Source organism: Crenobacter intestini (genome assembly GCF_004919095.1).
GTDB classification, from domain to species: domain Bacteria; phylum Pseudomonadota; class Gammaproteobacteria; order Burkholderiales; family Chromobacteriaceae; genus Craterilacuibacter; species Craterilacuibacter intestini.
On record NZ_STGJ01000030.1, the window covers coordinates 315 to 15,830 of the forward strand.

Sequence of the window (15,516 nt, forward strand, 5' to 3'; positions counted from 1 at the left end):
GCTGATCGCTCCGATCGCGATGGAAGAAGGTCTGCGTTTCGCAATCCGCGAAGGTGGCCGTACCGTCGGCGCCGGCGTGGTTGCCAAGATACTCAAGTGATCTAAGGTTTTAGGCCAGTAGCTCAATTGGTAGAGTATCGGTCTCCAAAACCGAGGGTTGGGGGTTCGAGACCCTCCTGGCCTGCCAAATAAGACTAACCGGCGATTTTCGCCGGTTAGTCTTTTGTCGCATCTGCAGCGGGAATTGATATGGAAATGCAAGACAAGATGAAGCTGGCGCTGGCCGGCCTGCTCGTTGCCGCCGGTGTCGCGGGCTTCTACCTGGTGCCGGAAGGGCAGGGTCTGTTGCGTACGCTCGCGTTCGTCGCCGGTCTGGCGATGGCGGTCGGCGTGCTGTGGGTTTCGACCCCGGGCCGTGAATTTGTCGCGTACGCGCACGAGTCGGTTGCCGAAGCCAAGAAGGTGGTGTGGCCGACCCGCAAGGAAGCGACGCAGATGACCGGTCTGGTGTTTGTCTTCGTCACCCTCCTTGCGCTCTTCATGTGGCTGGTCGATTCTTCGTTGACCTGGTTCTTTTACGATCTGATTCTTAAGCGGGGTTGATGATGGCCAAACGCTGGTATGTGGTTCACGCTTACTCCGGTTTCGAGAAGAGCGTGCAAAAGGCTTTGCGCGAGCGCATCGACCGCTCTGAAATCGCCGACCTGTTCGGTCAGGTGCTGGTGCCGGTCGAGGAAGTGGTCGACATGAAGAACGGCCGTCGCTCGATCACCGAGCGCAAGTTCTTCCCGGGCTACGTGCTGGTCGAGATGGACATGACCGACGACAGCTGGCACCTGGTGAAGAGCACGCCGAAGGTCACCGGCTTTATCGGCGGCACCGCCAACCGTCCGGCGCCGATCTCGGCACGCGAGGTCGAGGCCATCATGCAGCAGATGCAGGAAGGCGTCGAGAAGCCGCGTCCGAAGGTGCTGTTCGAGGTGGGCGAGAAGGTGCGCGTGACCGATGGCCCGTTCAACGACTTCAACGGCTCCGTCGACGAGGTCAACTACGAGCGCAACAAGCTGCGCGTGTCCGTGCAGATCTTCGGTCGCGACACGCCGGTCGAACTCGATTTCAACCAGGTCGAGAAAATCTGATTTTCGCTTGGTAAATCAATTGGGTGCGTGTATAATCACGCGCTCTTGTTGGGGAGCGACGCTTTCGTGTCGCGTTTTACCCGTTTAGGAGCTAATTGTGGCAAAGAAAATCATCGGCTTTATCAAGCTGCAAGTGCCGGCCGGCAAGGCCAACCCGTCGCCGCCGATCGGCCCGGCGCTGGGTCAGCGCGGTCTGAACATCATGGAATTCTGCAAGGCGTTCAACGCCCAGACCCAGGGCATGGAACCTGGTCTGCCGATTCCGGTGGTGATCACTGCTTACGCGGACAAGTCCTTCACCTTCGTGATGAAGACCCCGCCGGCTTCGATCCTGCTGAAGAAGGCCGTTGGCCTGAAGAGCGGCTCGAGCAAGCCGAACACCGACAAAGTCGGCAAGATTACCCGCGCACAGCTGGAAGAAATCGCCAAGACCAAGCAGCCTGACCTGACTGCCGCTGATCTGGACGCTGCTGTTCGCACCATCGCGGGTTCCGCCCGTTCCATGGGTCTGATCGTGGAGGGTGTGTAACATGGCGAAGATTTCCAAGCGTCTGAAGGCCCTGAAGGCCGGTGTTGACCGCAACCAGCTGTACGTCGTTGACCAGGCCATCTCCATGGTCAAGTCCGCTGCGACCGCCAAGTTCGACGAATCGATCGACGTGGCCGTGAACCTCGGCGTTGACCCGCGTAAATCCGACCAGGTTGTGCGTGGCTCCGTCGTGCTGCCGCGTGGTACCGGTAAGTCGGTCCGCGTCGCCGTGTTCGCACAAGGCGCCAACGCTGAAGCCGCCAAGGCTGCCGGTGCAGAGATCGTCGGTTTCGACGACCTGGCCGAGCAAGTGAAGGCTGGCAACCTGGACTTCGACGTGGTGATCGCTTCCCCGGACGCGATGCGCGTGGTTGGCCAGCTGGGTCAGATCCTCGGCCCGCGCGGCCTGATGCCGAACCCGAAGGTTGGCACCGTGACCCCGAACGTCGCCGAGGCCGTGAAGAACGCCAAGGCCGGTCAGGTCCAGTACCGTACCGACAAGTCGGGCATCATTCACGCGACCATCGGCCGCGCTTCCTTCGAAGAAGCCGCGCTGCGCGAGAACCTGGGCGCACTGGTTGAAGCTCTGCAGAAGGCCAAGCCGGCTGCATCCAAGGGCGTCTACCTGAAGAAGATCGCAGTATCCAGCACGATGGGCGTGGGCGTTCGCGTCGACGTCGCTTCGCTGACCGCCTAATTGGTGGTTTCGGGCGGGCCGCTCCGGTTCGCCTGCTAAAAGGCTTTGGGCTGGCGAGCAATCGCCAGAGTGTCAAAGACCGTAGGAGTCCATCGGACTTAATCGCCGGAAACGGCATCCTACGCAGATGGTACCCGAAAAGAAGGCTTCAAAATGAGGCCCATGTAGCTCAGGGGTAGAGCACTCCCTTGGTAAGGGAGAGGTCGGCGGTTCAATTCCGCCCATGGGCACCAGTTCTCTGAATGTCTCCTGAATAGGTCGCCGCTGCAAGAGGGGCAGGAAACTGTCTCATTTCAGTCTAGGAGGTAGACCTTGAGTCTCAATCTTGAAGATAAAAAGGCGGTAGTAGCCGAGGTGTCTGCCAAGCTGGCCGACGCACAGACGCTCGTCATCGCCGAATATCGGGGTATTGAGGTTGGTAGCATGACCAAGCTGCGCGCCCAGGCGCGTGAGCAGGGTGTGTATCTGCGCGTTCTGAAGAACACGCTGGTACGCCGTGCTGTAGCGGATACCGCGTTTGCCGGTCTGGCTGACCAGATGGTCGGTCCGCTGGTTTACGGTATCTCTGCAGATCCGGTCGCTGCCGCCAAAGTACTGCATCAGTTTGCCAAGGCTGACGACAAGATCGTCATCAAGGCAGGTTCCTACGAAGGCAAGGTGCTGGACGCCGCTCAGGTTGCTGAGCTGGCTTCGATCCCGAGCCGCGAAGAACTGCTGTCCAAGCTGCTCTATGTCATGAAGGCACCGCTGTCGGGCTTCGCCCGCGGTCTGGCCGCCCTGGCAGAGAAGAAGCAAGCCGAAGCTGCTTAACCCTAATTGATTCACTGAACAGAATTCAGGAGATTTTCACATGGCTATTACCAAAGAAGACATCCTCGAGGCCGTTGCTGGTCTGACCGTGATGGAACTGAACGACCTGGTCAAGGCGTTCGAAGAGAAGTTTGGCGTTTCCGCCGCTGCTGTTGCTGTTGCCGCTGGTCCGGCTGCTGCGGCTGCTGAAGAGAAGACCGAGTTCGACGTGATCCTGTCCGCCGCTGGCGACAACAAGGTGAACGTGATCAAGGTTGTCCGTGCTCTGACCGGCCTGGGCCTGAAGGAAGCCAAGGACATGGTTGACGGCGCGCCGAAGACCCTGAAAGAAGGCATCTCCAAGGCTGAAGCTGAAGACATCGTCAAGCAGCTGACCGAAGCTGGCGCCAAGGCAGAAATGAAATAATCTTCCGTAAGGAAGATTGAAGGGGCTGGCGGAGCAATCCGCCAGCCTTGTTGCGCTTGTGGTGGGTAAGAGCCGAGTCACTAAAAGCCAGCATCCCGAGCGCGGCTGTTGACTTTTGGTTACTTGCGCCACCACACCTCGATGGAGACTCTATGAGTTATTCGTTTACTGAGAAGAAGCGTATTCGTAAAAGTTTTGCGAAACGTGCCAGCGTTCTCGACGTCCCATTCCTGTTGGCGACCCAGATCGATTCGTATACCGATTTCCTCCAACTGGGTGTGCCGCTGGATCAGCGCAAGGATACGGGTCTGCAAGCGGCGTTCAAGTCGATCTTCCCGATCGTCAGCCACAACGGGTACGCCAGCCTTGATTTCGTCCACTACGTGCTGGGCGAGCCGCCGTTCGACGTGCAGGAATGCCAGCTGCGCGGCATCACCTTTGCCGCGCCGCTACGTGCGCGCATCCGGCTGACCATCCTCGACAAGGAGTCCTCCAAGCCGGTGGTGAAGGAGGTGCGCGAGAACGAAGTCTATATGGGTGAAATCCCGCTGATGACCGGGAACGGTTCGTTCATCATCAACGGCACCGAACGCGTGATCGTCTCCCAGCTGCACCGCTCGCCGGGCGTGTTCTTCGAGCACGACCGCGGCAAGACGCACTCGTCGGGCAAGCTGCTGTTCTCCGCCCGCGTGATTCCTTACCGCGGCTCGTGGCTGGACTTCGAGTTCGACCCGAAGGATCACCTGTACTTCCGTATCGACCGTCGTCGCAAGATGCCGGTGTCGATCCTGCTGAAGGCGCTGGGTTACACCGACGAGCAGATCCTGTCCGAGTTCTACAGCTTCGACACCTTCTTCCTGACCGAAGACGGCGTGCGCCTGAAGGTCGTGCCTGAGCGCCTGAAGGGTGAACTGGCCAAGGCCGACATCGTCGCCGCCGACGGCAAGCTGATCGTCGCCAAGGACAAGCGGATCACGGCGAAGACCGTGCGCGACCTGGCGACCGCGGGCATCGAGAGCATCGAGGTCCCGTTCGACACGCTGGTGGGCAAGGTGCTGGGCAAGGCTGTCGTCAACCCGGAAACCGGCGAAGTGCTGGCGCGTGCCAACGAAGAGATCACCGAAGAGCTGCTGGCCAAGCTGGACATCCACAGCGTGCCGGAAATCCAGGTGCTGTACACCAACGACCTGGACCAGGGCGCGTACATCTCGCAGACGCTGCGCTCGGACGATACCGAGACCCAGCTCTCCGCGCGCGTCGCGATCTACCGCATGATGCGCCCGGGCGAGCCGCCGACCGAAGACGCCGTGGAAGCGCTGTTCCAGCGCCTGTTCTTCGACGAGGACACCTACGACCTGTCGCGCGTCGGCCGCATGAAGTTCAACACGCGCACCTACGACTACAAGTTCGACGACAAGTCGCCGGACTGGTTCAGGCAGCTGATCGGCGAGAAATTCGCCGGCCGTAACGGCACCACCGCCGGCATCCTGTCGACCGAAGACATCGTGTCGGTGATCGCGATCCTGACCGAACTGCGCAACGGCCGCGGCGAAGTCGACGATATCGACCACCTGGGCAACCGGCGCGTGCGTTCCGTCGGCGAACTGGCCGAGAACCAGTTCCGTGCCGGTCTCGTGCGTGTCGAGCGTGCGGTGAAGGAACGCCTGAACCAGGCCGAGTCCGACAACCTGATGCCGCACGACCTGATCAACGCCAAGCCCGTCTCGGCCGCGATCAAGGAATTCTTCGGCTCCAGCCAGCTGTCGCAGTTCATGGACCAGACCAACCCGCTGGCCGAAGTGACGCACAAGCGCCGCGTCTCGGCACTGGGTCCGGGCGGTCTGACCCGCGAGCGCGCCGGCTTCGAAGTGCGCGACGTGCATCCGACCCACTACGGTCGCGTGTGCCCGATCGAAACGCCGGAAGGTCCGAACATCGGCCTGATCAACTCGCTGTCCGTGTTCGCACGCACCAACGAGTTCGGTTTCCTGGAAACCCCGTACCGCCGCGTGATCGACGGCAAGGTGACGATGCAGATCGATTACCTGTCGGCGATCGAGGAAGGCCGCTACGTCATCGCGCAGGCGAACGCCACGCTGGACGAAGAAGGCAAGCTGATCGACGAGCTGGTGACCTGCCGTGAAACCGGTGAAACCATCCTGGCAACGCCTGACCGTGTCGAGTACATGGACGTGGCGACCGGCCAGGTGGTCTCGGTGGCGGCCTCGCTGATTCCGTTCCTCGAGCACGACGACGCGAACCGCGCGCTGATGGGCGCGAACATGCAGCGTCAGGCCGTACCGTGCCTGCGTCCGGAAAAACCGTTCGTCGGTACCGGCATCGAGCGTTCGGTGGCCGTCGACTCGGGTACCACCGTCGTCGCCCGCCGTGGCGGTGTGGTCGACTACGTCGACGCGAACCGCGTGGTGGTACGCGTGAACGACGAAGAGGCGACCGCCGGTGAAGTGGGTGTGGATATCTACAACCTGACCAAGTTCACCCGCTCCAACCAGAACACCAACATCAACCAGCGTCCGGTGGTGAAGGTGGGCGACCAGATCGCGCGTGGCGACGTGGTGGCCGACGGTGCGTCGACCGACCTGGGCGAGCTCGCGCTCGGCCAGAACATGACCATCGCGTTCATGCCGTGGAACGGTTACAACTACGAGGACTCGATCCTGATCTCGGAGAAGCTGGTCGCCGAAGACCGCTATACCTCGATCCATATCGAAGAACTCAACGTGGTCGCCCGTGACACCAAGCTGGGGCCGGAAGAGATCACCCGCGACATCCCGAACCTGTCCGAACGCATGGCAGGCCGCCTGGATGAAGCCGGTATCGTCTACATCGGCGCCGAAGTCGAAGCCGGCGACGTGCTGGTCGGCAAGGTGACCCCGAAGGGTGAAACCCAGCTGACCCCGGAAGAGAAGCTGCTGCGCGCGATCTTCGGCGAGAAGGCTTCCGACGTGAAGGATACCTCGCTGCGCGTGCCGACCGGCATGGTCGGTACCGTGATCGACGTGCAGGTGTTCACCCGCGAAGGCATCGACCGCGACAAGCGTGCGCAGTCGATCATCGACGCCGAGCTCAAGCGTTACCGCCTCGACCTGAACGACCAGCTGCGCATCTTCGAAAACGACGCGTTCAGCCGTATCGAGCGCCTGATCGTCGGCAAGGTGGCCAACGGCGGTCCGAAGCGCCTGCCCAAGGGCACCGAAGTCAGCCGCGACTACCTGACCGAACTGCCGTCCAAGCACGACTGGTTCGACATCCGCATGGCCGACGAGGACGTCGCCAAGCAGCTCGAACTGATCAAGGAGAGCCTGTCGGTCAAGCGCGAAGAATACGACCTGCGCTTCGAGGACAAGAAGCGCAAGCTGACCCAGGGCGACGAGCTGCCGCCGGGCGTGCAGAAGATGGTCAAGGTATACATCGCCGTCAAGCGCCGCCTGCAGGCGGGTGACAAGATGGCCGGTCGTCACGGTAACAAGGGTGTGGTTTCGCGCATCCTGCCGGTCGAAGACATGCCGTACATGGCCGACGGCCGTCCGGTCGACATCGTGCTGAACCCGCTGGGCGTACCGTCGCGTATGAACATCGGCCAGATTCTCGAAGTCCACCTGGGCTGGGCCGGCAAGGGTATCGGCGAGCGCGTCAACCGCATGCTGAAGGAACAGCGTTCGGTCGGCGAGATCCGCGAGTACCTGGACAAGGTCTACAACGGCACCGGCAAGCCGGAAGACATCGCCAGCCTGAGCGACGACGAGGTGCTGAACCTCGCCCAGCATCTGCGCCGCGGCATGCCGTTCGCCACCCCGGTGTTCGACGGCGCCAAGGAAGCGGAAATCCGCCAGATGCTCGACCTCGCGTATCCGGACGAAGACCCGCACACCCAGCAACTGGCGTTCAACGCGTCGAAGACGCAGATGACCCTGTTCGACGGCCGCTCCGGCGAAGCTTTCGACCGCAAGGTCACCGTCGGCGTGATGCACTACCTGAAGCTGCACCACCTGGTCGACGACAAGATGCACGCCCGTTCCACCGGCCCGTACTCGCTGGTGACCCAGCAGCCGCTGGGCGGTAAGGCGCAGTTCGGTGGCCAGCGCTTCGGCGAGATGGAAGTGTGGGCGCTGGAAGCCTACGGCGCCGCTTACACGCTGCAGGAAATGCTGACCGTGAAGTCCGACGATGTGACCGGCCGTACCAAGGTCTACGAAAACATCGTCAAGGGTGAACACAAGATCGAAGCAGGCATGCCGGAATCCTTCAACGTGTTGGTGAAGGAAATCCGCTCGCTGGGCCTCGACATCGATCTGGAACGCTATTGATAGGCAAGGCGGCGCGGGCATGGCGCCCGCGCCTGTCGCCTGAATGGAGACGCAATGAAAGCTCTGCTCGACCTCTTTAAGCAAGTCACGCAAGAAGAAGAGTTTGATGCGATTAAGATCGGCATCGCCTCCCCCGACAAGATCCGTTCCTGGTCGTACGGTGAGGTCAAGAAGCCGGAAACCATCAACTATCGCACCTTCAAGCCCGAGCGCGACGGCCTGTTCTGCGCGCGCATCTTCGGGCCGGTGAAGGACTACGAGTGCCTGTGCGGCAAGTACAAGCGTCTCAAGCACCGTGGCGTGATCTGCGAAAAATGCGGCGTCGAAGTGACGCTGTCCAAGGTGCGCCGCGAACGCATGGGTCACATCGACCTGGCGTCGCCGGTTGCCCACATCTGGTTCCTGAAGTCGCTGCCGTCGCGTCTGGGCATGGTGCTCGACATGACGCTGCGCGACATCGAGCGCGTGCTGTACTTCGAGGCGTTCGTCGTGACCGACCCGGGCATGACCCCGCTGCAGTCGCGCCAGCTGTTGACCGAAGAGGACTACCTCGACAAGCAGGACGAGCACGGTGACGAGTTCGTCGCGCTGATGGGCGCCGAAGCGGTTCGCGAACTCTTGAAGAAGCTCGACCTGGTCGGCGAAATCGAGACGCTGCGCCGCGAACTGGAAAGCACCAGCTCGGACACCAAGATCAAGAAGATCGCCAAGCGCCTGAAGGTGCTCGAGGCGTTCCACCGTTCCGGCATGAAGCCGGAGTGGATGATCATGGAAGTGCTGCCGGTGCTGCCGCCGGAACTGCGCCCGCTGGTGCCGCTGGACGGTGGCCGCTTCGCGACCTCCGACCTGAACGACCTGTACCGCCGCGTGATCAACCGGAACAACCGTCTGAAGCGCCTGCTCGAACTGCGCGCGCCGGACATCATCGTGCGCAACGAGAAGCGCATGCTGCAGGAATCGGTTGACTCGCTGCTGGACAACGGCCGTCGCGGCAAGGCGATGACCGGCGCCAACAAGCGCCCGCTGAAGTCGCTGGCCGACATGATCAAGGGTAAGGGCGGCCGCTTCCGCCAGAACCTGCTGGGTAAGCGCGTCGACTACTCCGGCCGTTCGGTGATTACCGTGGGCCCGACCCTGCGCCTGCACCAGTGCGGCCTGCCGAAGAAGATGGCGCTCGAGCTGTTTAAGCCGTTCATCTTCCACAAGCTGGAAGTGATGGGCCTCGCCTCGACCATCAAGGCAGCCAAGAAGCTGGTCGAGCAGGAAGTGCCGGAAGTCTGGGACATCCTCGAGGACGTGATCCGCGAGCACCCGGTGATGCTGAACCGTGCGCCGACCCTGCACCGTCTGGGTATCCAGGCGTTCGAGCCGGTGCTGATCGAAGGCAAGGCGATCCAGCTGCACCCGCTGGTCTGCGCGGCGTTCAACGCCGACTTCGACGGTGACCAGATGGCCGTCCACGTGCCGCTGTCGCTCGAAGCGCAGATGGAAGCCCGCACCCTGATGCTGGCGACCAACAACGTGCTGTCGCCGGCGAACGGCGAGCCGATCATCGTGCCGTCGCAGGATATCGTGTTGGGTCTGTACTACATGACCCGCGACAAGGTGAACGGCAAGGGCGACGGGATGATGTTCTCCGACGTCTCCGAAGTGCAGCGCGCCTACGGTACCAAGCAGGTTGAACACGGTACCCGCATCACCGTCCGCCTGAAAGAATGGGAGAAGGACGAGCAGGGCGAGTTCCAGCCGGTGATGAAGCGTTACGAGACGACCGTCGGCCGCGCGATCCTGTCCGAAATCCTGCCGAAGGGCCTGGGCTTCGAGCATGTGAACAAGGCGCTGAAGAAGAAGGAAATCTCCAAGCTGATCAACGCGTCGTTCCGCCGTTGCGGCATCCGCGACACGGTGATCTTCGCCGACCAGCTGATGTACACCGGTTTTGCCTACTCGACCCGCGGCGGCATCTCGATCTGCGTGGACGACATGGAGATCCCGGCCAAGAAGTCCGAACTGCTCGCCGAGGCGAACAAGGAAGTCAAGGAGATCGAGGAGCAGTACCGCCAGGGTCTGGTGACCCAGGGCGAGCGCTACAACAAGGTCGTCGACATCTGGGGTCGTACCGGCGACAAGATCGCCAAGGCGATGATGGACAACCTGTCCAAGCAGAAGGTGCTCGACAAGCACGGCAACGAAGTCGACCAGGAATCGTTCAACTCGATTTACATGATGGCCGACTCCGGTGCGCGGGGTTCCGCGGCGCAGATCAAGCAGCTGGCCGGTATGCGGGGCCTGATGGCCAAGCCGGACGGCTCGATTATCGAGACGCCGATTACCGCGAACTTCCGCGAAGGCCTGACCGTGTTGCAGTACTTCATCTCGACCCACGGTGCCCGTAAGGGTCTGGCGGATACCGCGCTGAAGACCGCGAACTCAGGTTACCTGACCCGTCGTCTGGTCGACGTGACGCAGGATCTGGTGGTGATCGAAGACGACTGCGGCACCAGCAACGGCTTCGTGATGAAGTCGGTGGTGCAGGGCGGTGACGTGATCGAAGCGCTGCGTGACCGTATCCTCGGCCGCGTGACCGCGGTCGACGTGGTCGACCCGAGCAGCGGCGCGACCGTGGTCGAGGCAGGCACCCTGCTCGACGAGGCGATGGTCGACCTGATCGACAGCCATGGCGTCGATGAAGTGAAGGTGCGTACCGCGATTACCTGTGACACCCGCTACGGCCTGTGCGCACAGTGCTACGGTCGCGACCTGGCGCGCGGCAAGCGCGTCAACGCGGGCGAAGCGGTCGGCGTGATCGCCGCCCAGTCGATCGGTGAGCCGGGTACCCAGCTGACCATGCGTACCTTCCACATCGGTGGTGCGGCCTCGCGTAATGCGGCTGCCAGCCAGGTTGAAGGTAAGTCCAACGGTACCGTCCGCTTCTCGAGCCAGATGCGTTACGTCGCAAACTCGAAGGGCGAGCTGATCGTGATCACCCGCTCCGGCGAAGTGGTGATCCATGACGATATCGGCCGCGAGCGCGAGCGCCACAAGGTGCCGTACGGCTCGACGCTGGTGGTCAAGGACGGCGACGTCATCAAGGCCGGCACCGTGCTGGCGACTTGGGACCCGCACACCCGTCCGATCATCACCGAGTACGCTGGCCGCGTGAAGTTCGAGAACGTGGAAGAGGGCGTGACCGTCGCCAAGCAGGTCGACGAAGTGACCGGCCTCGCCTCGCTGGTCGTGATCGACCCGAAGCGCCGCGGTACCAGCACGTCGAAGATGCTGCGTCCGTTGGTCAAGCTGCTTGACGAGTTCGGCAACGAGGTGAAGCTGGCCGGTTCCGAGACCTCGGTCTCGATCACCTTCCAGGTCGGCGCGATCATCACCGTGCGTGACGGCCAGGAAGTCGGCAAGGGTGAAGTGCTGGCGCGTATCCCGCAGGAAACGACCAAGACCCGCGACATTACCGGTGGTCTGCCTCGTGTGGCCGAACTGTTCGAAGCGCGTTCGCCTAAAGATGCCGGCATGCTGGCCGAGGTGACCGGTACCGTTTCGTTCGGCAAGGACACCAAGGGCAAGCAGCGCCTGATCATCACCGACGTCGAGGGCAACGGCTTCGAGACGCTGATCCCGAAGGACAAGCACGTGCTGGTCCACGACGGTCAGGTGGTGAACATGGGCGAGACCATCGTCGACGGTCCGGTCGATCCGCACGACATCCTGCGCCTGCAGGGTATCGAGGCACTGGCGCGCTACATCGTGCAGGAAGTGCAGGAGGTCTACCGCCTGCAGGGTGTGAAGATCAACGACAAACACATCGAGGTGATCATCCGCCAGATGCTGCGTCGTGTGCTGATCACCGATGCCGGCGATACCGAGTTCATCCCGGGCGAGCAGGTCGAGCGTGCCGAGCTCCTGAAGGCGAACGACCAGATGAACAGCGAAGGCCGCATCCCGGCGCAGTACGATAACGTGCTGCTCGGTATCACCAAGGCTTCGCTGTCGACCGACTCGTTCATCTCGGCGGCTTCCTTCCAGGAAACCACCCGCGTGCTGACCGAAGCCGCGATCATGGGCAAGAAGGACGACCTGCGCGGCCTGAAGGAAAACGTGATCGTCGGCCGCCTGATCCCGGCGGGTACCGGCCTCGCGTACCACCGCAGCCGCCGCAACGACGCCTTCACCGGCGAGCTGACGCCGGAGAGCGTGTTCGGCGACATCCCGGCCGATACCGAGGCGGCTGCCGACGAGTAATCGCCGCGTAAGCTGACCCGGAAAAAAGCCGTCAATTCAATGGGTAACATTGGGTTGGCGGCTTTTCTTCATTGACGCTGGCCGGGCGCTTCAATATAATCTCGCGTCTTTAGGTGGCTTGCCGCCTATTTTTCACTCAACAGGGAACTGATAGTCATGCCAACTATTAACCAACTGGTCCGCAAGGGGCGCGTCGCCATCACGGCGAAGAGCAAGGTCCCGGCGCTCGAGGCTTGCCCTCAGAAGCGCGGCGTTTGCACCCGCGTTTACACCACCACCCCGAAGAAGCCGAACTCGGCTCTGCGTAAGGTGTGCAAGGTCCGCCTGACCAACGGCTTCGAAGTGATCTCGTACATCGGCGGTGAAGGCCACAACCTGCAGGAACACTCGGTCGTGCTGATCCGCGGCGGTCGTGTGAAGGACTTGCCGGGTGTGCGTTACCACACCGTGCGCGGCTCGCTTGACACCGCAGGCGTCAAGGACCGTAAGCAGTCCCGCTCCAAGTACGGCGCGAAGCGTCCGAAGTAATCCTTCGGCATTTTCAGGCGGCATCCGCCGTCGAGTAAGTGGCCACTTAGCTGGGTGGTCCAGAGCATGTCGCTCAACTGAATAGAATTAAGGAATCAAAATGCCACGCCGCAGAGAAGTCCCCAAGCGCGAAATCCTGCCGGATCCGAAGTTCGGTAGCCAGGATCTGTCCAAGTTCATGAACGTCGTGATGATCGACGGCAAGAAGGCTGTTGCCGAACGCATCATCTACGGCGCACTGGCCCAGATCGAGAAGAAGACCGGCAAGAACGCCATCGAGGTGTTCAACACCGCTATTGCCAACGCCAAGCCGATCGTGGAAGTGAAAAGCCGCCGTGTAGGTGGTGCTAACTACCAAGTCCCTGTTGAGGTTCGCCCGTCCCGTCGGATGGCTCTGGCAATGCGCTGGCTGCGCGACGCTGCGCGCAAGCGTGGCGAGAAGTCCATGGATCTGCGTCTTGCTGGCGAGCTACTGGATGCAGCTGAAGGCCGTGGCGGCGCCATGAAGAAACGTGATGAAGTGCACCGCATGGCAGAAGCCAACAAGGCCTTCTCGCACTTCCGTTTCTAATCTAACTTTTTTAAGGTTATCGCCGTGGCTAGGAAAACTCCTATTGAGCGCTACCGTAACATCGGTATCTCTGCTCACATCGATGCTGGTAAGACGACTACCACCGAACGCATCCTGTTTTACACCGGTGTAAACCACAAGATCGGTGAAGTGCACGACGGTGCTGCGACCATGGACTGGATGGAGCAGGAGCAGGAGCGTGGTATCACCATTACCTCCGCTGCGACCACCACGTTCTGGAAGGGCATGAGCCTGCAGTTCCCGGAACACCGCTTCAATATCATCGACACCCCGGGACACGTTGACTTCACCGTCGAGGTGGAGCGCTCCATGCGTGTGCTGGACGGCGCGGTGATGGTGTACTGCGCGGTCGGTGGCGTTCAGCCGCAGTCCGAGACCGTATGGCGCCAGGCCAACAAGTACAAGGTGCCGCGTCTGGCGTTCGTCAACAAGATGGACCGTCAGGGTGCGAACTTCTTCCGTGCCGTGGACCAGGTGAAGACCCGTCTGCGCGGCAACCCGGTGCCTATCGTGGTGCCGATCGGTGCCGAAGACGGCTTCCAGGGCGTTGTCGACCTGCTGAAGATGAAGGCCATCATTTGGGACGAAGCGTCCCAGGGTATGAAGTTCGAATACGGTGACATCCCGGCAGACGTTCAGGCGACCGCTGAAGAGTGGCGCGAGAAGATGGTCGAGTCCGCTGCAGAAGCCAGCGAAGAGCTGATGAACAAGTACCTGGAAGAGGGCGAGCTCTCCGAAGAGGAGATCATCAGCGGTCTGCGCGACCGTACCCTGCGTTGCGAAATCCAGCCGATGCTGTGCGGCACCGCGTTCAAGAACAAGGGTGTGCAGCGCATGCTGGACGCCGTGATCGAACTGCTGCCGTCGCCGGTTGACGTTCCTCCGATCGCGGGTGAAGAAGACGGCCAGCCGGCCGTGCGCCACGCTTCGGACGACGAGAAGTTCTCCGCGCTGGCATTCAAGCTGATGAACGACCCGTACGTCGGCCAGCTGACCTTCTTCCGTGTGTACTCGGGTGTCGTGAACTCCGGCGACACCGTGCTGAACTCGGTCAAGGACCGCAAGGAACGCATGGGCCGTATCGTGCAGATGCACGCCAACGACCGTATCGAGATCACCGAAGTCCGCGCCGGCGACATCGCCGCCGGTATCGGCCTGAAGGACGTGACTACCGGTGAAACCCTGTGTGCACCGGACGCGCCGATCATCCTGGAACGCATGGAGTTCCCGGAGCCGGTGATCCACGTTGCCGTCGAGCCGAAGACCAAGGCTGACCAGGAAAAGATGGGCGTTGCCCTGAACCGCCTGGCCAAGGAAGACCCGTCCTTCCGCGTGCGTACCGACGAAGAGTCGGGCCAGACCATCATTTCCGGTATGGGCGAACTGCACCTGGAAATTCTGGTTGACCGCATGAAGCGCGAATTCGGCGTTGAAGCTGCAGTGGGCGCGCCGCAGGTGGCTTACCGCGAAACCATCACCAAGACCGTTACCGACGTCGACGGCAAGCACGTCAAGCAGTCGGGTGGTAAGGGCCAGTATGGTCACGCCGTCATCACGCTGGAACCGTCCGGCGAGGGCAAGGGTTACCAGTTCTTCGACGAGATCAAGGGTGGCGTGATTCCGCGCGAATTCATCCCGTCGGTGGACAAGGGTATCCAGAACACCCTGAACAACGGCATCCTAGCCGGCTTCCCGGTGGTGGACGTGACCGTCCGCCTGACCTTCGGTTCCTACCACGACGTCGACTCCTCGCAGATCGCGTTCGAACTGGCGGGCTCCATGGCATTCAAGGAAGCCATGCGCCGTGCCGGTCCGGTGATCCTCGAGCCGATGATGGCTGTCGAAGTGGAAACCCCGGAACAGTACATGGGCGACGTGATGGGCGACCTGAACCGTCGTCGCGGCATCGTGCTGGGCATGGACGACGATGGTCTGGGTGGCAAGAAGATCAAGGCCGAAGTTCCGCTGGCCGAGATGTTCGGTTACTCGACCGACCTGCGTTCCGCGACCCAGGGCCGTGCTACGTACTCGATGGAGTTCAAGCACTACTCCGCCGCGCCGAAGCATGTCGCTGACGCCGTGATGAACGCCAAGAAGTAATTCCGCGCTGTGGCCGGCCTGCGGGCCGGCCTGATTTGATGTTCTTTAATTAAGGATTTTTGCAATGGCAAAAGAAAAGTTCGAGCGGACCAAACCGCACGTAAACGTTGGCACCATCGGTCACGTTGACCATGGT

The 15,516-nt window shown here is 61.5% G+C and carries 12 protein-coding genes, 2 tRNA genes and 1 pseudogene; all 15 read left to right on the top strand.

The window, feature by feature from the left end:
• Positions 1 to 100, top strand: a 100-nt coding sequence (locus tag E5K04_RS16960) for an EF-Tu C-terminal domain-related protein (RefSeq protein WP_456236622.1), incomplete at its 5' end; no start/stop codon positions are given.
• 11 nt (positions 101 to 111) lie between these two features.
• A tRNA-Trp gene (locus tag E5K04_RS16185) sits at positions 112 to 187 on the top strand.
• 62 nt (positions 188 to 249) lie between these two features.
• Entirely contained in the window at positions 250 to 603 is a 354-nt protein-coding gene (secE, locus tag E5K04_RS16190; RefSeq protein ID WP_136555881.1) for a preprotein translocase subunit SecE, read from the top strand.
• Positions 604 to 605: 2 nt separating this feature from the next.
• The gene (gene nusG / locus E5K04_RS16195; protein WP_136555889.1) at positions 606 to 1,139 is read left to right on the top strand and encodes a transcription termination/antitermination protein NusG; all 534 of its coding nucleotides are present in this window, start codon (positions 606 to 608) and stop codon (positions 1,137 to 1,139) included.
• Positions 1,140 to 1,236: 97 nt separating this feature from the next.
• Complete coding sequence (gene rplK, locus E5K04_RS16200; protein WP_136555882.1) at positions 1,237 to 1,668, top strand: 50S ribosomal protein L11; 432 nt, start codon at positions 1,237 to 1,239, stop codon at positions 1,666 to 1,668.
• A gap of 1 nt (position 1,669) precedes the next feature.
• Positions 1,670 to 2,365, top strand: a complete 696-nt coding sequence (rplA, locus tag E5K04_RS16205; protein WP_136555883.1) for a 50S ribosomal protein L1 — start codon at positions 1,670 to 1,672, stop codon at positions 2,363 to 2,365.
• 158 nt (positions 2,366 to 2,523) lie between these two features.
• Positions 2,524 to 2,598 (top strand) — tRNA-Thr (locus E5K04_RS16210).
• A gap of 79 nt (positions 2,599 to 2,677) precedes the next feature.
• Positions 2,678 to 3,175: a 50S ribosomal protein L10 gene (rplJ, locus tag E5K04_RS16215; RefSeq protein ID WP_136555884.1), complete on the top strand. Its 498-nt coding sequence runs from the start codon at positions 2,678 to 2,680 to the stop codon at positions 3,173 to 3,175.
• Between the two features lie 40 nt (positions 3,176 to 3,215).
• Positions 3,216 to 3,581 (top strand): 50S ribosomal protein L7/L12, encoded by a 366-nt coding sequence (gene rplL, locus E5K04_RS16220; RefSeq protein WP_136555885.1) that lies wholly within the window; start codon positions 3,216 to 3,218, stop codon positions 3,579 to 3,581.
• A gap of 152 nt (positions 3,582 to 3,733) precedes the next feature.
• Positions 3,734 to 7,909, top strand: a complete 4,176-nt coding sequence (gene rpoB, locus E5K04_RS16225) for a DNA-directed RNA polymerase subunit beta (RefSeq protein ID WP_136555886.1) — start codon at positions 3,734 to 3,736, stop codon at positions 7,907 to 7,909.
• A gap of 54 nt (positions 7,910 to 7,963) precedes the next feature.
• A complete protein-coding gene (rpoC, locus tag E5K04_RS16230; protein ID WP_235844410.1) occupies positions 7,964 to 12,160 on the top strand; it encodes a DNA-directed RNA polymerase subunit beta' in 4,197 nt (1,398 codons plus the stop codon).
• Positions 12,161 to 12,316: 156 nt separating this feature from the next.
• Complete coding sequence (gene rpsL, locus E5K04_RS16235) at positions 12,317 to 12,688, top strand: 30S ribosomal protein S12 (RefSeq protein WP_101709800.1); 372 nt, start codon at positions 12,317 to 12,319, stop codon at positions 12,686 to 12,688.
• 100 nt (positions 12,689 to 12,788) lie between these two features.
• Positions 12,789 to 13,259 carry a 30S ribosomal protein S7 gene (rpsG, locus tag E5K04_RS16240; RefSeq protein WP_136555887.1) on the top strand — a complete coding sequence of 157 codons (471 nt, stop codon included), beginning with the start codon at positions 12,789 to 12,791 and terminating at the stop codon, positions 13,257 to 13,259.
• 24 nt (positions 13,260 to 13,283) lie between these two features.
• Positions 13,284 to 15,380, top strand: a complete 2,097-nt coding sequence (gene fusA, locus E5K04_RS16245; RefSeq protein ID WP_136555888.1) for an elongation factor G — start codon at positions 13,284 to 13,286, stop codon at positions 15,378 to 15,380.
• A 64-nt stretch (positions 15,381 to 15,444) separates the two neighbouring features.
• Positions 15,445 to 15,516, top strand: a pseudogene (locus E5K04_RS16250) (GTP-binding protein); the annotation flags it as partial.

Coding starts and splice junctions, on each gene's coding strand:
- rplL (WP_136555885.1), top strand. CDS start 3,216: ATGGCTATTACCAAAGAAGACATCCTCGAGGCCGTTGCTGGTCTGACC.
- rpsG (WP_136555887.1), top strand. CDS start 12,789: ATGCCACGCCGCAGAGAAGTCCCCAAGCGCGAAATCCTGCCGGATCCG.
- rplA (WP_136555883.1), top strand. CDS start 1,670: ATGGCGAAGATTTCCAAGCGTCTGAAGGCCCTGAAGGCCGGTGTTGAC.
- rpsL (WP_101709800.1), top strand. CDS start 12,317: ATGCCAACTATTAACCAACTGGTCCGCAAGGGGCGCGTCGCCATCACG.
- rpoC (WP_235844410.1), top strand. CDS start 7,964: ATGAAAGCTCTGCTCGACCTCTTTAAGCAAGTCACGCAAGAAGAAGAG.
- secE (WP_136555881.1), top strand. CDS start 250: ATGGAAATGCAAGACAAGATGAAGCTGGCGCTGGCCGGCCTGCTCGTT.
- nusG (WP_136555889.1), top strand. CDS start 606: ATGGCCAAACGCTGGTATGTGGTTCACGCTTACTCCGGTTTCGAGAAG.
- rpoB (WP_136555886.1), top strand. CDS start 3,734: ATGAGTTATTCGTTTACTGAGAAGAAGCGTATTCGTAAAAGTTTTGCG.